23 protein-coding genes are annotated in these 23454 nt (G+C 59.7%); 8 read left to right on the forward strand and 15 right to left on the reverse strand.

The annotated features are described in order from the left end of the window. Positions 1-188 precede the first annotated feature (188 nt). The 4 genes from DYI22_RS13860 to DYI22_RS13875 are packed head-to-tail and all read left to right on the forward strand — an operon-like array spanning position 189 to position 4834. On the forward strand, positions 189-989 hold the full coding sequence (locus DYI22_RS13860) for a C39 family peptidase (RefSeq protein ID WP_213478681.1): 801 nt from the start codon (positions 189-191) through the stop codon (positions 987-989). A gap of 59 nt (positions 990-1048) precedes the next feature. Continuing rightward, positions 1049-2059, forward strand: a complete 1011-nt coding sequence (locus tag DYI22_RS13865) for a transporter (protein ID WP_213478682.1) — start codon at positions 1049-1051, stop codon at positions 2057-2059. A gap of 37 nt (positions 2060-2096) precedes the next feature. Next, on the forward strand, positions 2097-3722 hold the full coding sequence (locus DYI22_RS13870; RefSeq protein ID WP_213478683.1) for an OmpP1/FadL family transporter: 1626 nt from the start codon (positions 2097-2099) through the stop codon (positions 3720-3722). Between the two features lie 44 nt (positions 3723-3766). Further along, a complete protein-coding gene (locus DYI22_RS13875; RefSeq protein WP_213478684.1) occupies positions 3767-4834 on the forward strand; it encodes a MalM family protein in 1068 nt (355 codons plus the stop codon). A gap of 2 nt (positions 4835-4836) precedes the next feature. Here DYI22_RS13875 and DYI22_RS13880 read toward each other — a convergent pair whose 3' ends face one another. Genes DYI22_RS13880 through DYI22_RS13890 form a run of 3 tightly spaced genes read right to left on the reverse strand, consistent with a single transcriptional unit; the run spans position 4837 to position 7228 of the window. Continuing rightward, positions 4837-5868, reverse strand: coding sequence for a polysaccharide deacetylase family protein (locus DYI22_RS13880; protein ID WP_213478685.1), 1032 nt, complete (start codon positions 5866-5868; stop codon positions 4837-4839). A 19-nt stretch (positions 5869-5887) separates the two neighbouring features. Next, on the reverse strand, positions 5888-6556 hold the full coding sequence (locus DYI22_RS13885) for a DNA-J related domain-containing protein (protein ID WP_213478686.1): 669 nt from the start codon (positions 6554-6556) through the stop codon (positions 5888-5890). A 27-nt stretch (positions 6557-6583) separates the two neighbouring features. Next, positions 6584-7228 (reverse strand): TetR/AcrR family transcriptional regulator, encoded by a 645-nt coding sequence (locus DYI22_RS13890; protein WP_213478687.1) that lies wholly within the window; start codon positions 7226-7228, stop codon positions 6584-6586. Between the two features lie 74 nt (positions 7229-7302). Between DYI22_RS13890 and ttcA the strand changes: the two genes are divergently transcribed. Further along, on the forward strand, positions 7303-8232 hold the full coding sequence (gene ttcA / locus DYI22_RS13895; RefSeq protein WP_213478688.1) for a tRNA 2-thiocytidine(32) synthetase TtcA: 930 nt from the start codon (positions 7303-7305) through the stop codon (positions 8230-8232). A 5-nt stretch (positions 8233-8237) separates the two neighbouring features. Here the strand turns inward: ttcA and DYI22_RS13900 are convergent, their stop codons facing one another. The 9 genes from DYI22_RS13900 to ccoN all read right to left on the reverse strand — a co-directional run bounded on the left by DYI22_RS13900 (position 8238) and on the right by ccoN (position 16893). Beyond that, the gene (locus DYI22_RS13900; RefSeq protein ID WP_213478689.1) at positions 8238-8939 is read right to left on the reverse strand and encodes a sulfite exporter TauE/SafE family protein; all 702 of its coding nucleotides are present in this window, start codon (positions 8937-8939) and stop codon (positions 8238-8240) included. Next, complete coding sequence (ccoS, locus tag DYI22_RS13905; RefSeq protein WP_213478690.1) at positions 8939-9166, reverse strand: cbb3-type cytochrome oxidase assembly protein CcoS; 228 nt, start codon at positions 9164-9166, stop codon at positions 8939-8941. The genes DYI22_RS13900 and ccoS overlap by 1 nt, the downstream gene beginning before the upstream one ends. Before the next feature lie 39 nt (positions 9167-9205). Further along, the gene (locus DYI22_RS13910; protein ID WP_213478691.1) at positions 9206-11653 is read right to left on the reverse strand and encodes a heavy metal translocating P-type ATPase; all 2448 of its coding nucleotides are present in this window, start codon (positions 11651-11653) and stop codon (positions 9206-9208) included. Positions 11654-11657: 4 nt separating this feature from the next. Further along, positions 11658-12161: a FixH family protein gene (locus DYI22_RS13915; protein ID WP_213478692.1), complete on the reverse strand. Its 504-nt coding sequence runs from the start codon at positions 12159-12161 to the stop codon at positions 11658-11660. 43 nt (positions 12162-12204) lie between these two features. Then, positions 12205-13635 (reverse strand): cytochrome c oxidase accessory protein CcoG, encoded by a 1431-nt coding sequence (gene ccoG, locus DYI22_RS13920; protein ID WP_213478693.1) that lies wholly within the window; start codon positions 13633-13635, stop codon positions 12205-12207. 125 nt (positions 13636-13760) lie between these two features. Beyond that, a complete protein-coding gene (gene ccoP, locus DYI22_RS13925; RefSeq protein WP_213478694.1) occupies positions 13761-14651 on the reverse strand; it encodes a cytochrome-c oxidase, cbb3-type subunit III in 891 nt (296 codons plus the stop codon). Further along, positions 14648-14833: a cbb3-type cytochrome oxidase subunit 3 gene (locus DYI22_RS13930; protein WP_213478695.1), complete on the reverse strand. Its 186-nt coding sequence runs from the start codon at positions 14831-14833 to the stop codon at positions 14648-14650. Before DYI22_RS13930 ends, ccoP begins: the two co-directional genes overlap by 4 nt. A gap of 5 nt (positions 14834-14838) precedes the next feature. Further along, positions 14839-15447, reverse strand: a complete 609-nt coding sequence (ccoO, locus tag DYI22_RS13935) for a cytochrome-c oxidase, cbb3-type subunit II (protein WP_213478696.1) — start codon at positions 15445-15447, stop codon at positions 14839-14841. 15 nt (positions 15448-15462) lie between these two features. Next, positions 15463-16893 carry a cytochrome-c oxidase, cbb3-type subunit I gene (ccoN, locus tag DYI22_RS13940; RefSeq protein ID WP_213478697.1) on the reverse strand — a complete coding sequence of 477 codons (1431 nt, stop codon included), beginning with the start codon at positions 16891-16893 and terminating at the stop codon, positions 15463-15465. 233 nt (positions 16894-17126) lie between these two features. Between ccoN and DYI22_RS13945 the strand changes: the two genes are divergently transcribed. Continuing rightward, positions 17127-17792, forward strand: coding sequence for an alpha/beta family hydrolase (locus tag DYI22_RS13945; RefSeq protein ID WP_213478698.1), 666 nt, complete (start codon positions 17127-17129; stop codon positions 17790-17792). Here DYI22_RS13945 and DYI22_RS13950 read toward each other — a convergent pair. Further along, positions 17786-19627 (reverse strand): diguanylate cyclase, encoded by a 1842-nt coding sequence (locus DYI22_RS13950; protein ID WP_213478699.1) that lies wholly within the window; start codon positions 19625-19627, stop codon positions 17786-17788. The two genes, DYI22_RS13945 and DYI22_RS13950, sit on opposite strands and share 7 nt — an antisense overlap. Positions 19628-19745: 118 nt before the next feature. Here DYI22_RS13950 and rlmM point away from each other — a divergent pair, with 118 nt between their 5' ends. Then, positions 19746-20822: a 23S rRNA (cytidine(2498)-2'-O)-methyltransferase RlmM gene (gene rlmM, locus DYI22_RS13955; protein ID WP_213478700.1), complete on the forward strand. Its 1077-nt coding sequence runs from the start codon at positions 19746-19748 to the stop codon at positions 20820-20822. A gap of 18 nt (positions 20823-20840) precedes the next feature. Here the strand turns inward: rlmM and DYI22_RS13960 are convergent, their stop codons facing one another. After that, on the reverse strand, positions 20841-21125 hold the full coding sequence (locus DYI22_RS13960; protein WP_213478701.1) for an antibiotic biosynthesis monooxygenase family protein: 285 nt from the start codon (positions 21123-21125) through the stop codon (positions 20841-20843). Between the two features lie 89 nt (positions 21126-21214). On the opposite strand from DYI22_RS13960, the gene tusA reads away from it, so the two are divergent. Then, a complete protein-coding gene (tusA, locus tag DYI22_RS13965) occupies positions 21215-21454 on the forward strand; it encodes a sulfurtransferase TusA (RefSeq protein ID WP_213478702.1) in 240 nt (79 codons plus the stop codon). Here the strand turns inward: tusA and dsbD are convergent. Beyond that, positions 21435-23330 carry a protein-disulfide reductase DsbD gene (gene dsbD, locus DYI22_RS13970; RefSeq protein ID WP_213478703.1) on the reverse strand — a complete coding sequence of 632 codons (1896 nt, stop codon included), beginning with the start codon at positions 23328-23330 and terminating at the stop codon, positions 21435-21437. The genes tusA and dsbD overlap by 20 nt on opposite strands. Positions 23331-23454 lie beyond the last annotated feature (124 nt).

Genomic DNA, 23454 nt, shown 5'->3' on the forward strand with positions numbered 1-23454 from the left:
TAACCGGCGCTCCGGTCTCGCCTTGAACCAGTTCTCAAAACCATGACGTCAGGCCTCTTCTGCAGCGACAGATTTGAGGCACAGTTATCTTTAAGGCCCAGGGCTTTTCGGTATCTTACCGTAACAACATGTAACGCAAGAACGCGTGCGCAAGACCATGACTAATAATAACAGGGACTTCTTCTGACATGCTGCTGGTGCTGGCCGGATCCATTCTTACTTTCACCATGGTGCAGGAAGCCACCGTGGTGGAGCCGTTCGACCGGGGAGCAGTGGTCATCGAGCAGGACATCGATAGCGGTCCGGTCGAACTTCGGACCGATGTGAGCATCGAGCCGCTGGTTGAGCAGAAATTCCGCAATATCGTCCGTCAGGCCTATGACTACAGCTGTGGCAGCGCCGCACTGACCACCGTTCTGAATCATTATCTGGGGCGAACGCTCAACGAACGTCAGGTGATGGAAGGTCTGCTGCATTACGGCGAAAGTGAGCGAATTGTCCAGCGGCGGGCCTTCTCCATGCTTGATATGAAGCGTCTGGTGACCGCGCTGGGATACCCCTCCGGTGGTTTCCGTGCCTCCATTGAAGATCTGATCGATCTTGATCACCCCGCCATCGTTCCGATTGAGCATGCCGGCTTCAAGCACTTCGTGGTGCTTCGGGCGATCAGGGACGGACGTGTTTATCTGGCGGACCCGGCCGTCGGGAATATTTCCTTCACGCTTGCCCAGTTCGAGGAGAAGTGGGACGACAACGTGCTCTTTATCGTTTTTCCGGGGAGCGACAAGCCACTGGATTACCTCGAGCTCAAGGAAGAGGACCTGCGGTTTGTTGACGACCAGACCATGACCCTGCTGGCCCTTCAACAGGTCCCGGAGTTTCATGAGTCGACGGCCCGGCGTATCCAGAACCTGCTTGAACGCCAGAAAAACAACCCGGATGGCAGTGTCGAGAACACACGCAAGCAGCTTCACTACCGCCGAAATTAATGGCCCGGACGCAACCGCCGGGGATCAGGAATACTACAATTAGAATTAAGGGAGTCAGGATGAATCGTTGGTTCACGCGAGGTTTTATCCTTTGTTCGATAGCCGGTCTGATGCCCGGGATGGCAATCGCCCAGGACGGCAATGTCGATCAGGCGAGGGAAGCGCTGGCAAAGCAGGAAGGGGATGAGGATTCCACCCGTCAGCTGGAGGAAGTGTTCCAGGCTTCGGAGAAGAACTATTCTCTGCAGCAGAAGGGATCCCACGCCCTCAATTACTCCTTCGATTACACCTACACCGCCGACCAGCGCCTGGATTTGGCCATCAGCGATGGCTCGGTGCGCAATCTCGACGTCGTGCCCTCGGCAACCCACAGTTTCACCAACGCCTTTTCCTACGATTACGGCCTGCTGAATAACCTGACCGTGGGTACGCGGGTTCCCCTGGTGGTGAAATACGACACCCAGGACGAACTCAACGTGTCTGATTTCGGGGATATTTCCTTTACCGCACGCTGGCAGCCGTTCGCCTATGTGCCGGGTAAGATGTCCACCACCTTTTTTGGCACCCTGACGTCGAAAACCGGTGTCAGCCCCTACGAGATCGACATCAACGAACAGCTCTCCACCGGCAGCGGCTATTACTCCATCGGTGGGGGCGCCAGCCTGTCCAAGGTTCTGGATCCGGTGGTGGTGTTCGGCTCCGTGAGCGCCACCTATAACGTGACCGAGTCGGGCCTTGAGCAGGTCCGTGGTGCCCGCTTGCTGGAGAAAGTGGAGCCGGGCTTTGGTCTGTCCGGATCAGCCGGTTTTGCCTATTCACTGTCCTACGATATTTCCCTGAGCGTTTCGGCCCAGCTGAGCTACAGCGATGAAACGGTGCTGACGTTCTCCAATGGCGACCAGGCGGTGGCCCAGGACCAGATGACCGGTTTTCTCAGTTTCTCCCTCGGCACCCGGGTGAGCGATACCACCATCGTAAATACCAGTCTGGGTGTTGGTCTGACCGAGGACGCTCCGGACTTCTCTCTGGGAGTGTCTCTGCCCATTAATTTCTCCGGCCTCAAAGAGTGATTGGAGCCGCTGACGTTTTACGGGAAGGGAAGACTCCATGGGAATGACCAGCCACAAGAAGCAGATTCTCGGGGCCGTGATCGCCGCGACCATCTCGTGTGGTGCCGAGGCCCAGCTCGCGCAGAACCTGACGATCCATCCTAAGGCTCTGGCACTTGGTAACGCGGTGACCGCTGATCCCCCCGGGATTATGGCGATCCATTACAACCCGGCGGGCCTGACCAAACTGGAAGGGCGTCAGCTTGAGGTAAACCTGATGAGCGTTTACCTCGACATCGACGCCGATTTCTACGCCGATGAAGATTACGAGATCTTTGGTATCAAGGGCCTGGAAACCGACCCGCTGACTGGTAAGCAGCGGGATCCGGTTGCCAACAAGCACAGTCACACCAACAACGTGGCTCTGTATGTGCCGGGATACGGTATCCTGCGCGCGCCCCCCGGCCCGGCCGTTGCGCCTTCCGCCGGTATCAGCATCAACCCTCCGGGCTCCAAGTTGACCTTCGGCAACGCCTTTTACCTGCCTTTGGCGGCGGGCTTCTACCGCGATAAAGATGATCCGGGCCGCTACATGCCGCAGGCGACTGCGCTGCAGAGAACCACATACCTTTCGCCGACCGTTGGTTATGAAATCAACGACGAGTGGTCGGTCGGGGCCGGTATCCATTTGTCCCATATGGGGATCGCGGCGGATCAGTACATGCGCGCGCCCAACATGCTGCTGGGGGTGGCCGAGGTCCTGCAGGACGCCTTTAACTGTGAGAGCGGCGATGAACCGCTGCAGCCCTGGCTCGCTCTGTGTGGCGGTAACGTGGGGCCCTGGGATGATATCGGTGCACTGAGTATCAATGTTCAGGAAACTCTGTCACCCACCTATACCCTCGGTGTGATGTGGGAGCCCACCGACTGGTTCACCTGGGGCGCGAGCTACACCTCGGAAGCCGACATGAACCTGAAGGGCACTTTCGAGATCGAGTACACCGACGACTGGTCGGGCTTCTGGCAAAGCGTGAACGGTTCCGTGCTGGGTGCGATCACATCCGCCATTCTCAGCCTGCCATCCGGTGCGCCCAGGGAAGCCGGCAACGTCAGCATGGATCTGGTCTATCCGCAGCATTTCCAGACCGGCATCAGCGTGGACGTACATGAAAAGCTGACCGTGAATGTGGACGTGGGCTGGACCGATTACAAACAGTGGGATGCCTTTGTGTTCCGGTTCGACCGTAACCTCGAATTTCTTAATGCGGCCCGGATTCTGTCGCCGGACAACGCCACGCCCAGCACTCTGCGGTTGCCGCTGGGCTTTACCGATCAGTGGAACTGGGCCTTCGGCCTGGAGTTCCATGCCTCGTCACGGCTTGATCTCAGGGCCGGCGTGGAGATTCGCGACTCGGTGATTCCGGACGATCAGCGCTCGATCATGGCCCCGTTTGGCGGCGCCAACCTCTACAGTGTCGGTATGGGGTATAAGTGGGATAAGGACACTGAGATCGATATGAACCTCAGCTACCTGCAATCCATTGAAACCGTTCCCGCCAATGGCAGTTGTAACCTGAACTGTGACAATATAACGAACATCATCTACAACCCATACGCCGGGCTGGACGTAAAGACCTCGCTGAGGGTGGTGATGGCCGGGCTCAGTTTCCGGACCAAATTCTGAGGTCACGACGCGACCGGATTGCGTCAGTCAGGTAGTGAATGCATATGCGGAGCAAGCGATTCGGAAGCCAGGTTGTATTGCTGGCGCTGTCAGGGAGTCTGCTGGTAGGGTGCCAGAGCGCCGGTGGCCCGTCTTCCGGAACGCAGGAATACTTTACCTGGGTGGATGACCAGGGGCGTGTGCAGCAGTCGCCAATCATCCGCGAGCCGGAAGAGGCGGCGCGGGAGGAGACGGCCTCTGCCGAGAGCAACGACGGCGTGCCTGCCGGAACCGTTGCGTCGTCGGCGCAATCCGGTTCGCCCACGGAACAGGCGGCGGATTCGGAGTTCAACCTCGAAAACTATCCCGATGGTGACCAGCTTGAGCGGGATGGTTACATCCGTCCGGGCGAACCCCAGCCCTATTTCAGTTGGCGCGATGCCGAAGGAAACATACGGGTCAGTTATTACCAGCCCGATACCCGTTCCGCCGTGGAAAAGGGTCGTATAAAGCCTCCTGTCCAGCTGACCCCGGCCAGTATCTACCAGCAGGGGGGCGTGGCGGAGCCAGAAGCCTCTCGCGAGGGTGGCGACCCCGACGCGTTTGCCGTTCTGGGTATTGAGCAAGCGGAGCAGAGCTACCTTGAGCAATGGGCGGCGCGCTGTTGTACCGAACTGGAAACCGGCGCTGTTGAACAAAGGCACAGTGGGCGTGAATTCGGTCTGACACTCGACGAGGCGTCGCCCGTTCATCGTTTCGCCTCCGGTGACAGCCCATATGTGCTGGTGCAGTTGCCAGCAGGCGAGACCGAAACAGGGTTTATTTTGAGGTTGCGATCATTTGCCAGGGACGGGCTCTTCGTGCCCTCGGTGGCGTTCCTCGATCGTGACATGCGCCCGGCGCGGATCGTGACGGATCTGGTGGCCGAATTTACCCCGGAGAGTTGGCACCGTCGTGGGTTCCTCGAGGCGTTCATACCGGTTTTTCCCGAGCATGGCGAACGCTGGCTGGTGATTTTTACCCGGGACGAAGACGTCCGGGGGCAGACCGTGATTGAAGATGAGCGGGGCCCCCGGGCGATTTCTCATGTTACCCGGGGGGAGTTGAGCCTGACCGAGCTCGACGAGCGTTGATCTCAGTCCTCGGGCTGTTGCAGGTCCAGCCACTGCTGTGACAGCCAGTAGTATCGCCCGTCACCGGCAGGGTGTGTGCAGTTATAGCGAAACCGGCGGCTGTCGAAACCGTCGGGAGCCTGGATGCGCACGATGCCGTTGTCCCCTTCTTCGATCTCGATGCGACCCTGACCGGAGGCGAAACAGCTTAATTGGCTGACGTTGAGGGTCTCCGGCAGTTTGAATTCGAGTGTTGGCGGGTTGTCAGCCGAGACCCCGGTTGGTAAGTCGTTTGCGTTCACCGGGAGTGCCTTGCTCAGCAATTTGTCTTTCAGGCTGCCCAGCTGGCCGTAGGCATTGGCCATCGGGAAGCGGGGCAGGCGGGTTTTGCCGGAGGTGGCTCCCACGGCTCCGGACTGCTGGCCATAGCCAATCCAGTTCCTTGTCGAGAGCTTCTCTTCCAATGCGGCATCGAATTCGCCATAGGGGTAAGCAAACATCGGCACATCGATGCCAAGGCGGTCCTGCAGGATCGCCTGAGCACGGTCAAGGCTGTTGTCGGCACGTTGCTCCCAGTCGGCCTGGCTTTCGTCGATTCGGCGGGCGAGGTGGCCATGGTCATGGCTGTGATTCGCAATGGTCACCAGTTCACTCTGGTTCAGCTCTTTGAGTTGATCCCAGGTCATGTATCCCTTGCCGCCAACGGCATCGGTATTCACGAAGATGGTGTAGGGATAGCCCCGTTGCTCGAGCATGGGCGCTGCCTGTTGATACACCGACTCGTAGGCATCGTCGAAGGTAATGGCGACCTGTTGGCGGGTGGCGAGCTCCCCGTTCAACGCCGCTTCCGTGGCCGCCTGCAAGGCCACCACCTCCAGTCCCTCGCTGGCAATCATTTCCAGCTGGCCCTCGAACAGGGAGATTGAGGTGCTGGTTGCCGGTGGGGTAGCGTCACTGATGTGATGGTACTGAAGTACGACCAGATCCGCTCGCGCGCTGAGCGCCGCGACGGCACACAACAGTGCGGATGCAACACGTAAGGTTTGCCTTGCCATCAATGGGTCCTCGATCTGTTTATTGATAATGCGCCTTGAGTACGGCGAACGCCTGATTCAGGTTCTGAATGCCTTGGGTGTCGCCCCCGCGGTCGGGGTGGGCTCGCATGACCGCTCGTCTGAACCGCTGTTTCACCACGCTGAAACTGTCAGGAATTTTCTCCAGTCCCAATACGTTTGCCGCCTCGTGGACCTCCTGTGTTTCGGGGCGACGATGCTGCCGGCCATTCCAGAAATCGTCCATCATCGACTGGATGTGTTCGTCAGACAGCTGGTACTGAGACAGATCCAGATAAAAGGTGCGCAGTTCGTCAACCTCGCCCGCCAGCCCCGCGCCGGCCACCACGGCGCAGTTTTGGAGACGCAGGCTCAAGGGAGAGATGCTGACGGTCTCTCCCTGGCCGGCAAGCTGATCTCGCAGGCGGTACAGGGTATGGAAGAGCAGAAAATGCACCGGATAGAGCTTCTCGGGTTCACCGAATGCCACGTCGCCGATCAGCTCCCAGGGTTGCCCCTGCAGGCGCTTGATGAGGGCAAGTTCGCTCATACCCTCCGGGCATTGTCGCAGTTCGTGCTCTACTGCCACCAGCAGGTGCTGGATGTGGAGATCCAGCACTGGATTGCCGTCTGTCTGTGCAGGGTCCGGGTGTCCGGTCTGGGCCCGGCCCGTGTGAATGGGTTTTTTCATGTCGCCATGTTAGGGGACTGTGATCGGTTAGGAAAGGGTGTTGAGCCTGCCGAGCCCGCCCAGAAACAGTGTTGACGCGAAATGAGCAGCTGCCTCTGCTTCCTGCTCGCCATTGTCGGGCGCGGCGTGGGCCCGTCGGGCAACACGCAGGCTCATTTCATAAGCGGCGCCAAAAAACGCGGCGCACAGGTAGTCCTGATCAACGTTCGGCAGCAAGCCCCTGTCCACGGCATCCCGCACGTCTTCTTCCAGCGAAAGCATTGCCAGCCCAAGAATGTCCGAGCCAAACAGTTCGCGAATAGCGTGGTCATTACGGTGGGCGAGTTCGTACACCAGCGGATCGTTTGCGGTGGCACGAAACAGCGCCAGGTAAGCAGACTGGATAAAGTCTTCCCCGGTACCGGCGGTCTTGCGGTAGTGGGTCAGGTTGAGATTGAGATGGTTCAGGAAATCGGTGAGCAGGGCCGCAAAGATGTCCTGCTTGCTCGAGAAGTAGTTGTAGAAGGTTCCGGCGGCAAGGCCGGTTTTTCTCACGATATCGCGGATCGTTGAGTTGTCGTAGCCTTTCTCCCGGAAGCATTCCCGGGCGGCTACCAGAATGGCGTTGCGGTTGCGTATCCGGTTGGATTCCCGCTTGCCCAGAGCCTCATCCGTGTGCTGTAACATATCCATGTCGCTATCCTGTCCCTGCGTGTTTCTCACGCGTATAATCCTGTGCCCACCAATCCTGTGAACGTAGTGTTTTTATGTCCGATGCATTGACCGCCAATCCAGCCTTCTCTCAGCCTTCCGATTCACCGGCATCCGATGCCGATCGCAAGAAGAAGCTGGAACTTAACAAACTGCAGAAGCGTCTGCGCCGCGAAGTAGGTCAGGCCATTGCCGATTATTCGATGATTGAAGCCGGTGACAAGGTCATGTGCTGCCTCAGTGGCGGCAAGGATTCCTACGCCATGCTGGATATCCTGCTGAATCTCCAGAAGAGTGCGCCGGTATCCTTCGAGCTGATTGCTGTGAACCTTGACCAGAAACAGCCCGGCTTTCCTGAAGAGGTACTCCCCCGTTACCTGGAAACCATGGGGATCGAGTACCACATCATCGAAAAGGACACCTACAGTATTGTTAAGGAAAAAGTGCCGGAAGGGAAGACCACCTGTGGTCTTTGTTCGCGCCTACGTCGTGGAATTCTCTATAATTTTGCGGAAGAGCACGGTGTCACCAAGATTGCCCTCGGTCATCACCGGGACGACCTGCTGGAAACCCTGTTCCTGAACATGTTCTACGGCGGCAAGCTCAAGTCCATGCCGCCGGTGCTGCACAGCGATGACGGGCGCAACACGGTCATCCGGCCGCTGGCGTTCAGCCGCGAAAAAGACATTGCCCGTTACGCCGCGCTGCGGGAATTCCCGATCATTCCGTGCAATCTCTGTGGGTCCCAGGAAAATCTGCAGCGCCAGGTCATCAAGGAGATGTTTCAGTCCTGGGACAAACAGCACCCCGGCCGGCTGGAAACCATGTTCAGGGCACTGCGCAATGTCGAGCCGTCGCATCTGGCCGACAACGCGCTTTATGATTTCCGAGAGGGCAAGCGCATCGGCGGTGCGTCGGCATCGTCTGTCGAAATGTCGGAACCGGAATCAGTAGAGTTTGGACGCCTGGACGTTCTCAATATCTGACGGGCTCAGCCGGGGTGTCCGCCATGGAGCACCAGGCTGAGGGGCAGGGTCCAGAGGCCGAAGGCAATCAGCAGGATGCCGGTCAGCTGCCGGATGCGTTTTTGCCCCTGAAGTTTGCGTACCCAGGTTGCCGCGTACCCGGTGGCCAGCATCGAAGGCAGCGTGCCCAGGCCGAAAAAAGCCATGGTTGCTGCGGCGCTGCCCACTGAAGGTTGAAGCGCGGCCCAGCCAAGCGTGCTGTAGACCAGACCACAGGGCAGCCAGCCCCACAACCCGCCCAGCGCAACGGCCTGCCAGCCGTTGCGAACCGGCAGGAAGCGCCGGGTCAGGGGCGACAGTCTCGCCCACACCGGTGCACCGATGCGCTCGATATGCCGGATACCCTGCCACCACTGCGCCATGGACAGTCCCATCAGGATCAACAGAATACCCGCCAGAGTGCGTAAAACCGGGGCCAGCTCGTTCCATTGCGCGGCGGCGCTGGTGCTGAGCACCGCCACCAGTGTGGCGATCAGCGTATAGCTGCCGATACGGCCGCCATTGAAGGCGAGCAGCATGAGGGTCTGGCGAATTCGAAATCCCCTGCCCACCGGCAGCGCCATTGACAGCGATGCACTGATGCCACCGCACATGCCCAGGCAGTGAGTGCTGCCCAGCAAGCCAATCAGAAACGCACTGGAATAACTGAGGTAGAGGCCGTCGGTCATCAGTGCCGGGGGTTCTCATCGGTGTCGGTCGGAGTGTCGTCGCGTTCGCGCTCGGCGCTGGTTTTGGCGTCGTCCGGGATCATGTCCTTGTCGTCGTCAAACAGTATGCGGTGGGCCGGGCCTTCGAGATCATCGTATTGGCCGTTCTTGACTGCCCAGGAGAACAGCACGACGCCCAATGCCACGAGAATCAGCATGACTGGGACCAGGATCATTACAATTTGCACGGTGAACCTCGGAAAACAAAGGGTGACGCTTCTACGGTATCAGGAGGTGGTTGGTGCGCCAACCATCCGCGAATCCGGTTGGCGAGCCGTGCGTTCCCGGCCCAGCCGGAGCGCATTCAGCACCACCACCAGAGAGCTCAACGACATGCCGATGGCCGCGAGCCATGGAGGCACCATGCCTGCGGCCGCCAGTGGTAAGGCCAGCACATTGTAACCCAATGCCCAGGCCATGTTCTGGCGGATAATGCGGCGCGTCAGGCGGCTGGCTTCCATGGCGTTCACCAGTTGGATCAGTTGTCCATTGAGCAACACGGCATCGGCTTTCAGTTGGGTCAGGTCGGCAGCGGTGCCCATGGCGACGGAAACGCCGGCTCCGGCCATGGATGGCAAATCGTTGAGGCCGTCCCCGACCATCATGATTTTGTGCCCGTCTGCCGTCAGCTTTTCCAGCACGCCGAGCTTTTGCTCCGGGGACGCCTGGCCGATCGCCTCATCAATACCGAGCTGGCGGGCTATCTGCTCCACGTGACCGGACCGGTCACCGCTGAGCAGCAGCGTTCGGATGCCTGCGGCACGGAGCCGGTCAATGGTTTCGCGGGCATCCGCCCGCGGCTCGTCATCCAGCGTGAAACGGGCCAGCCATTCCTTGTCGGAGGCCAGCCAGATTTCCATGCCGGACCCGCGGGGCAGGTCGGGCGGGATGGCGTGGGTATGTTGCTGTATGAATTCGCTGTGGCCGATAAACACCGGTGTGCCGTTCCACTGGCCGGACAATCCGCCGCCAAGATGATTGGTGACGGCGGACACGGTGTGTCCGGCGCCGCCGTGAAATACCCGCGCGATCGGGTGCTCGGAGTGTCGCTCCAGGCCCGTGGCGAGCCGGCGGCAGTCACTTGCATCCATAGAGCCGGTGACGTCGGTGGCAATCAGGCTCAATTCGCCACGGGTGAGGGTGCCGGTCTTGTCAAAAATGACTGTATCCACATCGTTCAGGGACTCCAGGGTGTGTCCGCGGGTCGGCAGGAACCCCAAGCGACGCAGTCTGACGGTTGCGGAGGTGATGGCGGTCGGCGTTGCCAACGACAGCGCGCAGGGACAGGTCACCACCAGAACCGACAGGGTGATATCGAAAGCGTTGTCGGCGCCCGCCAGCCACCAGCCCACCCAGACCAGGGGGGTCAGAATCAGCACCCGACTGACAAATGTGCCGGCAATCCTGTCGGCCATTCGGGCCACCGGGGGCTTGTCGGCCTGCACCCGGTCAAGGATGCGCAGAATTCCGGACAGGCGGGTCTGGGCGCCGGCGCGGATGACACGGATCTCGAGTGGATTTTCGCCGTTTACACTGCCGGCATGCACCCGGTCCCCGGGATGCCGGGTTTCCGGAAGGTACTCGCCGGTCAGGGCCGCCTCATTGAGGGTGGACTGGCCGCTAACAATGACACCATCGGCCGGGAGAGTCTCACCGGGGCGCACCCGTACGGTGTCGCCGGTGCGCAGGTCGTGGGTCGCCACCACGTCGGTGTCTCCGCCTTCGACCCGGGTGGCCACCCCGGGCTGGAAGCCGGCCAGAGCGTTGCCGGTGAGTCCGGCGCGGTATCTGGCCTGCATCTCGATGTAACGCCCCAGAAGCAGAAAAAAGGTGAACATGCACACCGATTCAAAATAGACTTCGTCGCCGCCAGCTACGGTCACCCAGGCGCTGGCGGTGTAGGCAAGGCCGATGGCGATGGCAACCGGAACGTCCATGGTCAGGTGGCGACTGCGCAGATCCCGCAGGGCATTGCGAAAGAAGGGGCGGGCGCTGAACAGCACCACCGGTGTCGCAACCAGCAGGCTGAACCAGCGAAAAAACGCAATAAAATCTGCGGACAGGTCACTGACCAGCTCGAAGTACAGGGGGAAGGCCAGCATCATGCTCTGAACCATGCCGATTCCCGCGACAGCAAGCCGAATCAGGGTGGTGCGATGTTCGGCCTTCAGGGCCTGCTCTGCGTCATCCGCCTGATAGGGGCGGGCGCGGTAGCCCAGTTCGTGGATGGCAATGAGCAGGTCACTGAGTCGGCTCTTCTCGGGAGACCATGCCAGTCGAGCCCTTTGGGTACTGTGATTGACGGAGAACGCCAGCACACCCGGCTGCTTCGCCATGTGATGTTCGAGCAACCAGATGCAGGCAGCGCAGGTGATGCCTTCGATCAATAATTCCGCTTCCTCGCCCCCTTTGGTGGGAACCACGAACGATTTCTGAACGAGGGGGTGATCCAGTTCCCGGATACGGCTGAGCTCAGTGGCGGTCAGCTGTTTTGGCGTCACCGCAGGTTCGGTACGGTATTGGTAAAAGCCGCCCAGCCCTTCGGCGCGGATCGTCTCACACACCGCCTGGCAGCCCCGGCAGCAAAAGTACCGGCGTTCGCCGTCAAGCTCCAGCGTAATTGGTGGTTCGCCGTCCGCCGGTTCACCGCAGTGGAAACAGGGCCGTGTGGTCACTTTTTCAGCGGCTGGCCGCGCCGATCTGGATGGCGTTATCCGACGGCAGTGAGGTTTCCCCTTTCAGGCGCCAGTCGTTCTCAGGACTGCGCAGGTCGAAATACCAGCGGCCACTGACATCCTGGTTGAGAGTGGCTCGGTAGGTGTTCTCTCCGGTCCGCGTGAACTGAACGGTCTGGTCCTTTTCCGCAATCGTCGGATGAAACAGGTTCAGGATCAGGTAGGGGTATTGCGCCTGCCCCTCGCTGCTGGACAGGGTAAGCCGGATATCCCGTCCGGAAAAGGCAAACTCGCCCTGAAGTCCCAGTGCCTTCGCCTTCTGGTCACGGGCGATCTGCATGTTGATGCCGCGGCCTTCTTTGGAATAGTCATCCGTTACCATGGCGTTTTCAGTGTTCATGGCCACGGTAATGGCGATGGTGCACCAGGTAATTGAAGCCAGCGGAAAGGCCAGCAGGAACCACAGCCAGGGCTGACGATACCAGGGTTTTACAGCTTCTTCGGTCATAACAGCAATCTCTTGAACAGGGTGGCGCCGCGTAGCCAACGGGCTAGCGGGTAGGACCGACAAAACGGCTTTCAGTTTCAATAATCAGTGACTCGTCGGTTTCTGACCGGATCTCGAATCGGATGGTGTTGTTACTTTCGGTGATCACCTCGGGCGATACATCCACCACCGTGGGCAGTGCACGATTCTCTCCGCTACCGACAGTGACCCGGGTATCGGTCAGGACCCGGATATCCTCCATGCCGGAAACAGAAATGGTGAAGGTCTGGGGCACTTCCGTCATGTTGGCAATTTTCAGAGTGTACGTATTCTCGACCCGGCCTTCTCCGTTGAAGTTGAACAGGGCCCCACGGTCCCTCAGTACGTCCAGTTGCGCCGGCACACGAGTGGCAAGCACAAAAACGATGGCGCCAATCATCAAGGCCAGCACGGCACCGTATCCGAACGTGCGGGGCCGCAGCAGTTTGGACGGTTTGCCCTCCAGCTCGTTTTCCGTGGTGTAACGGATCAGCCCTCGGGGATAGTCCATTTTGTCCATGATTTCGTCGCAGGCATCGATGCACAGCGCGCAGCCAATACACTCGTATTGCAGACCGTCGCGAATATCAATGCCGGTGGGGCAGACCTGCACACATTGACCGCAATCGATGCAGTCTCCCAGGCCCAGTTCGCCAGGATCGGCATCCTTCCGACGTCCGCCACGGGGTTCACCACGGTTGGGGTCGTAGGACACCACCCGGGTGTTGGGATCGAACATGACTGACTGGAAACGGGCATACGGACACATGTAAAGGCATACCTGCTCACGCATCCAGCCGGCATTGAGGTAGGTGGCGACGGTGAAGAAGCCCACCCAGAAGTAGGCCCAGCCATTTGCCTGGAAGGTAAACAGGTCGGCGATCAGCTCACGGATCGGGTAAAAGTAGCCGACAAAGGTCAGGCCGGTGGCGAGAGCAATCAGCAGCCAGGCCGTGTGCTTGAGCGACTTCTTGATCACTTTACCCGAAGACCGCGGGGCCTTGTCGAGCTTCATACGCTGGTTACGGCTGCCTTCGATGCGCTCTTCGACCCACATGAAAATAAAGGTCCAGACCGTCTGTGGGCAGGTGTAGCCGCACCACACCCGGCCAAAGAGCGTGGTAATGAAGAACAGCCCAAAGGCACTGATAATCAGTAGTCCGGAGAGCAGGAAAAAATCTTTCGGGTAGAAGGTGACGCCGTAGAGGTGGAACTCCCGGGCGGGCAGGTCGAAATGAATCAGCGGCTGGCCATCGAGGGTCAGCCAGACGAACAGGAAGTACATGCCCATCAGCACCAGCAGGCTGACATTGCGGATGCGCTGAAAGAAGCCCTTGACCTCTTTCACGTAGATCTTTTTACGGCTGGCGTATAGCTCGACGGTTCCGGATTTTTTCTTGTTGTCGGAGGCGTCAGAGGATGGGTCAATCTGTCTGACCGGAATCTCACTGCTCATCGTTACCTCCCGATGAAAGTAGCCCCTGAGGGTGCTCAGCGGCTTCAGATCTTCTCAAGCCTGTGCCCGCGATGCAGACACAGGGGTGAGCAGACCTGGCCGGAACCGGGGTTCCGGCCGAATACTCAATTGGACAGGCTGTAAACGTAAGCCGCCAGGATCTGAATCTGGTCGTCGGAAAGACGGCCGCCCTGTGCCGGCATCTGGTTCTGGCGGCCATTGACCACCGTTTCACGGATCCAGTCGTAGGTGGAGCCGTACAACCAGATATTGTCGGTCAGGTTGGGCGCGCCCATGCCCTGATTGCCTTTGCCGTCCGTCCCATGACAACCGGCGCAGGCCTGGGCAAATACCGCCTCACCGGCTTCGGCCGCCTCCGCGCTCTTCTCGCGGTCGCTGAAAGAGAGAACGTAGTTTACGACCTGATCAACCTGAGTGTTGTTCATATTCGGCATGAAACCTTTGGCAGGCATGTTGCCGTTACGACCTTCGTGCAGCGTTGTCAGGATATTGTCCGGTTCACCGCCATACAGCCAGTCGTTGTCGGTCAGGTTGGGGAAGCCCAGGGAGCCACGCCCCGCGGAACCGTGACACACCGCGCAGTTGTTGGCGAACAGGCGCTGGCCCATTTTCATCGCATCTTCGTTGTCCGCCAGCGCCGGCACTGGCGTATCGCCGTAACGGGCGTAAAGCTCGCTGTAGCGGGCATCCGCCTGTTGCATCTCGGTTTCCCACTGGTTGGTGGAACTCCAGCCGAGCAGCCCCTGGAAGTTGCCCAGGCCCGGATACAGCGCCAGGTAGCCCAGTGAAAACACGCAGGTGCCGATGAACAGATAGAACCACCACTTGGGCAGTGGGTTGTCATACTCTTCAATGCCATCGAAGGAATGGCCAGTTGTCCGGTCTGTTTCGGTGTCGGTGGTCTGACTCTTGCGCGTTGCCATCAGCAACCACCAGCACCCGAAAATAGTACCGAGCACGATCACGCTGATCCAGATGCTCCAGAAGGTACTCATTGCTTTTTCTCCGTTTTTTCCTGTTCAAGAGTACGCTTTTCCACCTCGTCATCGTCGAAGGGCAGGTGGGCCGCCTCGTCGTTCGGCTTCTTGCGGTGGGCGCTGTACGCCCACCAGACGATGCCGAGGAACATGGCCATGACAAGAAGGGTGTGAATGCCGCGTAACTCGTTCAAATCCATGGGGATCACCGTTTCTCAGAAATCACTGTGCCCAGCTGTTGCAGGTAGGCCACCAGCGCTTCGATCTCGAACTTGCCTTCCACCGCGCTGGCTGCCTCGGCAATCTGCTCGTCGGTGTAGGGCACGCCCAGCGTTTGCAGTGTCTTCATCTTCGCTTCAGTGTCGGTGTGGTCGACGCGATCCTCGAACAGCCAGGGGAAGGCTGGCATGTTGGATTCGGGAACCACGCTGCGCGGGTCATAAAGGTGCTGACGCTGCCAGGCATCGGAGTACCGGCCGCCCACACGGGCCAGATCCGGCCCGGTACGCTTGGAGCCCCACAGGAACGGGCGGTCGTAAACGAACTCGCCCGCCACGGAGTAGTGACCGTAGCGTTCGGTTTCCGCCCGGAACGGACGGATCTGCTGTGTGTGACACACGTGGCAGCCTTCGCGGATGTAAATGTCTCGACCTTCCAGTTCCAGCGCCGACAGCGGCTCAAGCCCTTCAATGGGCTCGTTGGTCTGCTTACTGAAGAACAGAGGCACGACTTCGGCCAGGAAACCGCCACTGATGGTGAGGATGATCAGCACGATCATCAGACCAAGGTTCTTTTCTACAATTTCGTGTTTCATCTTGAAGGTCTCCCGTTACGCCGGCTGAACGGCCGCGTTGTCCAGAGCGACGGCGTCTTTCTGGCGAACGGTCATATAAGTGTTGTAGGCCATGACCAGCATGCCGGAGAGGAAAATCGCGCCGCCGATGAAGCGGACAAGGTAGCCCGGCCAGGACGCTTCCAGGGCCTCAACAAAGCTGTAGGTCAGGGTGCCGTCCTGGTTCACGGCGCGCCACATCAGGCCCTGCATGATGCCATTGACCCACATGGCCACGATGTAAAGCACGGTGCCGACCGTCGCCAGCCAGAAGTGCACGTTGATCAGGCCGGTGCTGTACATGGCCGGCACGCCCCACAGCTTGGGAATCAGGTGATAGACGGCGCCGATACTGATCATCGCTACCCAGCCCAGGGCACCGGAGTGCACGTGGCCAATGGTCCAGTCGGTGTTGTGGGACAGCGCGTTGACGGTTTTGATCGCCATCATCGGGCCTTCAAAGGTAGACATGCCGTAGAACGACAGGGAAACCACCAGAAAGCGCAGGATCGGATCGGTGCGCAGTTTGTGCCACGCTCCGGACAGCGTCATCATGCCGTTGATCATGCCGCCCCAGGACGGTGCCAGCAGGATCAGGGACATCACCATGCCAGCTGTCTGGGCCCAGTCGGGCAGCGCGCTGTAGTGCAGGTGGTGGCCGCCAGCCCACACGTAGGTCGCAATCAGCGCCCAGAAGTGAACGATGGACAGGCGGTAGGAGTAAACCGGACGGTTGGCCTGCTTGGGAACGAAGTAGTACATCATGCCCAGGAAGCCGGCGGTCAGGAAGAAGCCCACGGCGTTGTGGCCGTACCACCATTGCATCATGGCGTCGGTGACACCAGCGTAGGCGGAGTAGGATTTGAACGCGGTGGCGGGCAGTGCCAGATTGTTACCGATGTGCAGCGCCGCAACGGTGAGGATAAAGCCCCCGTAGAACCAGTTGGCAACGTAAATGTGCGGGGTGCTGCGCTTGGTGATGGTGCCGAAGAACACCAGTGCGTAAGTGATCCAGACCAGCGCAATCAGGATGTCGATCGGCCATTCCAGCTCGGCGTATTCCTTCGTTGAGGTAAGCCCCATTGGCAGGGTAATAATGGCGGCGACCATAACCGCTTGCCAGCCCCAGAAGGTGAAGGCGGCAAGGCTATCGGAGATCAGGCGCGCCTGACAGGTGCGCTGTACCACGTAATAAGAGGTGGCGAACAGAGCGGAACCGCCAAACCCGAAGATTACCAGGTTCGTGTGCAGAGGTCTGAGCCGACCAAAGTGAGTCCAGGGTAAGTCCAGGTTCATTGAGGGCCAGACAAGTTGCGATGCAATCAGCACGCCCATGCCCATGCCAACAATGCCCCAGACCAACGTCATGATGGCGAACTGCCGCACCACCTTGTAGTTGTATGTCAGGTTTGCATTTACTGTGCTCATAGCCTTACCAATGGGTTCAGAGTGGGGAATTATGCGGGCGCAAGTATGGAGAAACCATTAGCGCTTTGCAATGACTCAGGTCAACTCCTGATATCCGTCAAATACGCCCAAATCAGCAGCATGCAGCGCTTATTCACGGTTGGTTTTACCGGTACGGCAAGCACCATTATACTGGCCGGAATTTGCTATCCGACCCCTCCATAGTAGAAGTACATACTGCATAGGTGAAATGAATGGCGATTTTTACCACCCACGGTGGCGAGCCGGATGGTCCGGTGCTGCTGCTGGCCCACGGTGCGGGCGCGCCAGCGGATTCCCCGTTCATGGAGGAGATGGCCGAATGCCTCGCCAGGCAGGGCATCACCTCGGTTCGTTTCGAATTTCCCTACATGGTGAAGCGCCGGGAGGATGGCAGAAAGCGCCCGCCAGATCGGCAGCCGGCGCTGCTGCAGAGTTTCGAGCAGGTGTTGACGGAGATTTCCTCAACGCTGGGTGAGGGACGTCCGGTATTTATCGGCGGCAAGTCAATGGGTGGGCGGATGGCCAGTTTGCTGGCGGCCCAGTCACGGCTTGCCGGACGCTTCTTGGGCGTAGTGTGTCTTGGCTACCCGTTTCACCCGCCCGGCAGGCCTGACCGTTGGCGTATCGAGCATTTTGACGATGTCTGGTGCCCCGTTTGCGTGATTCAGGGCACCCGGGACCCCTTTGGCAAGCGTGATGAAGTGGAGCAGGAGTTGCAGCGGCCAGCCAACCTGAAACTGGTCTGGCTGGAGGGCGGCAATCACGATCTCAAGCCGCTCGCACGGCAACCGGAGAGTCATTCCATGTTGCTTGAGCGGGCGGCGGGTGCTGCCGCTGCCTTTATACAGTCAGTGCTGCGCCCAAAGACGGATCACTGAACTGTCTCTACACCTGCAGTGGTGACCCGGTCCCTACCGGAGGCTTTGGCCCCGTACAGGGCTTCATCGGCCTGCTGGAACAGCTCCTGCTCGCTCTGACCGGGTGACATTGTAGCCACGCCGGCGCTCAGGGTGATGATGACGCCTGCGCCGTCTGCCGCTTCAATTTCGGTGCTTCGCATGTCTTCGAGAATGTGCTGGCACACGCGGCGGGCGCCGTCGCGATCGGTGCCCGGCAGCAGCAGCGCAAACTCCTCGCCGCCAAAGCGGATGGCCACGTCCCGCGGGCGTTTGACATGGCGGCTTAGAATGTCGGCAATGCGCTGCAGGCAAAGGTCGCCAAAGCCGTGTCCCCAGGTGTCGTTGATGCGTTTGAAGTGGTCGGCGTCAATCAATGCCAGGGACAGCGGCTGACCGGTTCTGCGGGCCTCTGCACAGAGTTCGGGAAGGATATTGTCCAGGTGGCGCCGGTTGTGGAGGCCGGTCAGCGCATCGTTAAGGCTCAGGGTGGCCAGCTTGCGGTTTGCCCTTTCCAGTTCGCGCATGGTGTTGCGCAGCTGCGCGGTACGCTCATGGACTTTGACTTCCAGTTCGGTGCGGGCGTTGTGTTCCACGTCGAGCAGTTTCTGGTTCAGCAGCCGCCATCGCTGCACCATGGCGTAATTCAACAGGACCACCTGGGCGCCGATCGCCGTCAGCATGAAGAACTCACGGGCCAGAAAATCGGTCAGGTAGCCGAAAGCTGCCAGCGCATAGATCAGTGCGCCCACCAACATCACTGACCAGGCCACCACATACCAGAGCGCGGGCGCGTAGCCCTGACGCCAGCGCAGCACGCCAATCAGAAACAGGCTGGTAATGATGGTGAGCGCAAGCGTGGTGTTCAGCAGTATTGATTGGTTGTACGGCAGCAAAAAGGTGGTGAACAGCAGCGCGGCGGATGCCCAGGCCTGGACCCTGAGAGTGGCAGACGACAGTGTTCCCGGCGAGATCTCGAGAAAGGAACGCCCGAAGGCCGTCATCGCCAGGGCGCACAAGGCGATCAGCAGGGGGATGGAGGTGTTGGCGAAGCCGGTGCTGTCGGGCCAGAAATACTGATTCGCGAAACCACCCATGGCAAAGAGAAACAGCCCCATGGTGCCCATATAGAAGGCGTTGTAGAAGTAGTAAACCGTACCGGAGCTGAAGAACAGCAGCAGATTGAAGACCGCGAATACCAGTAGTGCGCCATAGAAAAGCCCGTGAGTCAGGGTAAGGTGATTGCTCTCGGCAACCACCTTGTCCGGCGTTTCCAGCGACAATGGTACGTTGAGTGCGCCGCTGCTGCGGATGCGCAGGGTGACCCTCTGTGTCTCGCCCGCTTCCAGCGTGACGGGCAGCAGGAAATACCGGTAATCTATGCCCCTTGAGTGGAATGGGTGCTGGTCCCCGGTGGTCAGGGTGCGGGTCTGGCGTGCGTCGGTCTGCCAGAAGGTAACGTCATCAAGCAGCGGATAGTTGAGCTTCAGATACCAGAAGCCTTGCCGGGAGTCATTGTTGACCAGATGCAGGTGCACCCAGTAGACCGAGTCGGTATGGCTGAACACCAGGTCATGGCCTTGGGCAGCCTGCCAGTCCATATCTTCCGGCAGTTCGGACGGGGCGACGGCCTTGTGCACAGGATCGTCGGGGTCAGCCGCATGGAAACAGACATAGTCCATCAGCCGCTCGCGCTGGGCCGCATTACTGGCATCCAGAGCCGGGCAAGTGTTGCCGGGGTGCGCCTCCAGGGCAATGGCGGCGCCGGTAAAGGCCAGAAAAGTCAGCATGGCGATGGTGCGCAGGTACAGCGGCATTCAAAAATTCCTGCAGAAAAGTAGTGACGCAGTGTAACCCCAGACGGCCGGGAGCACTGTTAAACAGTTTGAAATTCGTGATGGTTTCCCCGGCGGGAAACCCGACATAAGGTACGCCATGGAATACATGATTCTCTTCTGCCGACCAGGCTTCGAAACCGAGGCCGGGCGCGAAATGACTGACGCGGCCGCGGCAGTAGGCGTGTTTGGCTATTTTCAACCCGGTGCCCGTCAGGGCCACCTGCTGTTCTGTCTGACCGGGCCGGAGGGCACGGCAACCTTGTTGCAGCGCCTGAATCTGCTGGACCTGGTGTTTGTCCGCGACTGGATGGTGGGCCTTGCAGATCTCGAGTTGCCGGCAACCGACCGGGTGGGCGCCGTTATCCAAGCGCTGCAGTCGGTGGCCTCCGGTTTTCCGAATTGCGCCAGGGTGGAAGTAAGGTTGCCGGAGGACAACGCGGATGGCGATCTCGGCAACTTTGCACGCAAGTGGGTGGCGCCGCTTTCCCGGGCGTTGAGAGGGGCGGGTTTGCTCAAGCCAGATGCCAGCGCCCAGGCGCCGGCCAGGCTCGATATCCTGCTGGTGAACTTCGAGCGGGCCCTGGTGGGCGTCAGCCCGGCCAATAACCGGGCGCGTTTCCCCGGTGGCATTGCCAGGCTGCGTCTGCCGGCCTCCGCCCCAAGCCGGTCGGCACTGAAGCTGGAAGAGGCCTGGAAAGTGTTCCTGCCCCCCGAGCAGGCACTGGATTACCTGGGGGGTGGCAAGAGCGCGGTCGATCTCGGTGCAGCGCCGGGCGGCTGGACCTGGCAACTGGTGCGCCAGGGGATGATGGTCACGGCGGTGGACAACGGGCCGATGAATGCCGACCTCATGGCCTCTGGGCAGGTGACGCACGTCGAGGCCGATGGCTATCACTGGAAGCCGAAGCGGGCAGTCGACTGGATGGTGTGTGACATCGTGGATCACCCGCGACGCACGTCGCACATGGTGGTCGATTGGCTGATGTCAGGCTTGTGTCGTTACACCGTTTTCAATCTCAAACTGCCCATGAAAAAAAGGTACGAAGAATGGCTGATCTGCCGTGGCATCATGGAGGACGCGCTGGCGGAAGCGGAGCGCGGTTTTCGCCTCAGAGCAAGCCACCTGTATCACGATCGCGAAGAAATCACCTGTTTTATAGAGCGTCTGGATTGAGAGGCCGCCAGCAGCGGGTCAACTCTGCTCCATAACGGTGATGATTTCGTCACGATCCATCATTGGCGCCAGTTCCGTCATCAGTGCTTTACGGTCCTCGGAGTGATACCAGCGATCCCAGTCTGCTTCTGAGCGCCAGTTCGCCAGCGTCAGACGGTGGTTCGGGTCATGAGCATCTACCAGCGTTTCGCCGGAAATGAAGCCTGACGCACTGACGGCCTGCTGCAGCACCTTGCGGGACCGTTCCTCGTACGCGGACTCGAGGGTTTCAGCAATATGACGTTGAATCAGTACCCGGATCATTGTTTACCTCGTAACATTTTGACAGCTATAAACAATAATTTAGCATGTATTCTGAGAAACGCAGCGGTGAAGGTAACGGAGAAGCAGTCTTGAGCACGATAAAATTTGACGAAGAGCTTGATGCCCGCGGGCTGTATTGTCCGGAGCCGGTTATGCTGCTGCACAACCGCATTGCGGAGGTGCCGATTGGCGGTGTGTTGAAAGTGGTGGCCACTGACCCGTCAACCACCCGGGATATTCCGCGCTTTTGCCAGTTCCTGAATCATCCTCTGATTCACAGTGAGGAAACCGGCAAGGAGTTCCTGTTCTTTATCCGTCGAGGGAGCTGAGGTGCGTCAGGAACTCAGCGCGGTCCATCTCGCCCAGAACCCGTGCGTCGGGCAGTTCCTCGCCGTTGGCGGCAAAAAACAGAATGGCCGGCGGGCCGAACAGGCCGAGCTCTTCCAGAAACGCCTGCTGGGCGGGCGTGTTGTCGGTCATGTCAATCTGAAGCAACGTGTAGGGAGCCAGTGCGTCGATCACGGCGGGCGCACTGAACACGTTGCGCTCCATGATCTTGCATGAAATACACCAGTCAGCGTAGAAATCCAGCACGACCGGCCGGCCGTTGCGACTGGCTGCTTCCATCATGGTGTGGATTTCCTCTGGCGTGGTCACCCGCTGGAACGCCGCATGGCTCTGGCTACCTTGCTGTGTTCCGGATGCCGAGGCGGTGTAGGGCGCCAGCGGTTTCAACGGATCGGTAGCGCCCCCGACCGCGCCAGCCAGCAGCGCCAGCCCGTAGGCAAACATCACCAGCCCGACACCCTTGCGTGTTCGGCCCCAGCCGGCTTTGGCTGCATCGAAAGCGCCAAGCTGCACACCGGTGATGGCCACCAGCAAGCCCCACAGCGTCAGTGCCAGCCAGGCAGGCACCAGGCGCTCAATCAGCCAGATGGCGACGGCCAGCAGCATGATGCCGTAAAACGCCTTGACCACGTTCATCCAGGGGCCGGTTGCAGGCAACAGTTTGCGGCCGCCCACGGCGACCAGAATGAGCGGAATGCCCATGCCGAGGCCAAGCGAGAATAACGCGATGCCGCCGATAACGGCATCCTGAGTGGTGCTGATGTACAGCAGGCTGCCCGCAAGCGGTGCCGATACGCACGGCGACACCACCAGCGCCGACAACGCGCCGATACCAAAAATCCCCGCCACCCGGCTGCCGGAGAGGCGATGGCTGGCATCGTTCAGGGGTTCCCGGATAAAGCGCGGCAGCTGAATGTCGAACAGGTTAAACATGGAAAGCGCGAACAGCGTGAACAACGCGGCGAAAACGCCCAGAACCCATGGTGATTGCAGATGGGCCTGCAGGTTGAAGCTGGCCCCGAGCAGGCCGGTCACAACACCGGCTGCCGAATAGGTCAGCGCCATGCCGAGCACGTAGCTTCCGGAAAGCATCAGCGCGTGGCCGGTGGTGCGGGTATTACGTTGTGATACCAGCGCCGAGATGATCGGTACCATTGGCAATACGCAGGGGGTGAACGTCAGCCCGAGACCCAGCAACAGGAACAGGGCGGCAATGGTCAGTGCTGATTGCTCAGCCAGAAAGCCCGCCAGCCCGGTGGCCGAGCGGGTGTCGGAACCCGACATGGCACTGGCCCCGGTGCTGGAGGTGGTGCGTGATACGGGTGAGGCCGCCGCCGTTGCTGAGGCGCTGCCGCCGTCACCGGGGTAATAGAGCACCGTGCGGGTCTGCGGCGGGTAACAAAGCCCGGCTTCCGCGCAGCCCTGATAAGTGACCTGCAGCTCAGCCTCCCGGATACCCTGGGGGAGGCTGACCGGAACCCGGGCTTCGACCGGGTCGTAGAATACCGTGACTTCACCGAAGAACTCGTCTTCGGTGGTGGTGCCACGGTCAGAGAATTCGGGCGCGCCGAGGGTGACGCCCGCGGTCAGTGATTCGACAGAGACCCGCGACTGATAAAGGTAGTGGTCAGGGGCGATATTCCAGGACAGAACCATGCTGCCTGTGTCGGTGGTGTAGTTGAAAGGCAGTGCTTCATCCACCGGCAGGAAGTCGCTACCGTTACCGAACAGCGAGTTGCCCGAACCACCCAGCCCCCAGGCCGTGGCCGACAGCAGAAAAAGTACCAGTGTAAGCAGCAACTGCCGGGCAGAGACCAGAGTGGGTAGGCGTGAATCGGGTTGAGCGTGCTCTGTCATAGCGTATATCAGGTCCTGGGTGTTACTGGCCGGGCTGGAATACCGGAGAAACAGGCCCCCGGAACAGCGGTTGTCAGGAAGCAGTGGACACCGGTAGCACCCTAAAGTTCCCTCTGGTATTGAA

It is taken from the genome of Marinobacter lipolyticus, from assembly GCF_018424605.1.
In the GTDB taxonomy this organism is placed as follows: Bacteria; Pseudomonadota; Gammaproteobacteria; order Pseudomonadales; family Oleiphilaceae; genus Marinobacter; species Marinobacter lipolyticus_B.

Bases quoted from the DNA above. Each gene is read 5' to 3' on its own strand.
- ccoG (WP_213478693.1), bottom strand. From the start codon at position 13,635: ATGAGCAGTGAGATTCCGGTCAGACAGATTGACCCATCCTCTGACGCC.
- DYI22_RS13880 (WP_213478685.1), bottom strand. From the start codon at position 5,868: ATGGCAAGGCAAACCTTACGTGTTGCATCCGCACTGTTGTGTGCCGTC.
- DYI22_RS13960 (WP_213478701.1), bottom strand. From the start codon at position 21,125: ATGATCCGGGTACTGATTCAACGTCATATTGCTGAAACCCTCGAGTCC.
- DYI22_RS13875 (WP_213478684.1), top strand. From the start codon at position 3,767: ATGCGGAGCAAGCGATTCGGAAGCCAGGTTGTATTGCTGGCGCTGTCA.
- dsbD (WP_213478703.1), bottom strand. From the start codon at position 23,330: ATGACAGAGCACGCTCAACCCGATTCACGCCTACCCACTCTGGTCTCT.
- DYI22_RS13865 (WP_213478682.1), top strand. From the start codon at position 1,049: ATGAATCGTTGGTTCACGCGAGGTTTTATCCTTTGTTCGATAGCCGGT.
- DYI22_RS13945 (WP_213478698.1), top strand. From the start codon at position 17,127: ATGGCGATTTTTACCACCCACGGTGGCGAGCCGGATGGTCCGGTGCTG.
- DYI22_RS13890 (WP_213478687.1), bottom strand. From the start codon at position 7,228: ATGGATATGTTACAGCACACGGATGAGGCTCTGGGCAAGCGGGAATCC.
- ccoO (WP_213478696.1), bottom strand. From the start codon at position 15,447: ATGAAACACGAAATTGTAGAAAAGAACCTTGGTCTGATGATCGTGCTG.
- DYI22_RS13870 (WP_213478683.1), top strand. From the start codon at position 2,097: ATGGGAATGACCAGCCACAAGAAGCAGATTCTCGGGGCCGTGATCGCC.
- ccoN (WP_213478697.1), bottom strand. From the start codon at position 16,893: ATGAGCACAGTAAATGCAAACCTGACATACAACTACAAGGTGGTGCGG.
- ccoP (WP_213478694.1), bottom strand. From the start codon at position 14,651: ATGAGTACCTTCTGGAGCATCTGGATCAGCGTGATCGTGCTCGGTACT.
- DYI22_RS13930 (WP_213478695.1), bottom strand. From the start codon at position 14,833: ATGGATTTGAACGAGTTACGCGGCATTCACACCCTTCTTGTCATGGCC.
- ttcA (WP_213478688.1), top strand. From the start codon at position 7,303: ATGTCCGATGCATTGACCGCCAATCCAGCCTTCTCTCAGCCTTCCGAT.
- DYI22_RS13885 (WP_213478686.1), bottom strand. From the start codon at position 6,556: ATGAAAAAACCCATTCACACGGGCCGGGCCCAGACCGGACACCCGGAC.
- DYI22_RS13900 (WP_213478689.1), bottom strand. From the start codon at position 8,939: ATGACCGACGGCCTCTACCTCAGTTATTCCAGTGCGTTTCTGATTGGC.
- DYI22_RS13950 (WP_213478699.1), bottom strand. From the start codon at position 19,627: ATGCCGCTGTACCTGCGCACCATCGCCATGCTGACTTTTCTGGCCTTT.
- DYI22_RS13915 (WP_213478692.1), bottom strand. From the start codon at position 12,161: ATGACCGAAGAAGCTGTAAAACCCTGGTATCGTCAGCCCTGGCTGTGG.
- DYI22_RS13860 (WP_213478681.1), top strand. From the start codon at position 189: ATGCTGCTGGTGCTGGCCGGATCCATTCTTACTTTCACCATGGTGCAG.
- rlmM (WP_213478700.1), top strand. From the start codon at position 19,746: ATGGAATACATGATTCTCTTCTGCCGACCAGGCTTCGAAACCGAGGCC.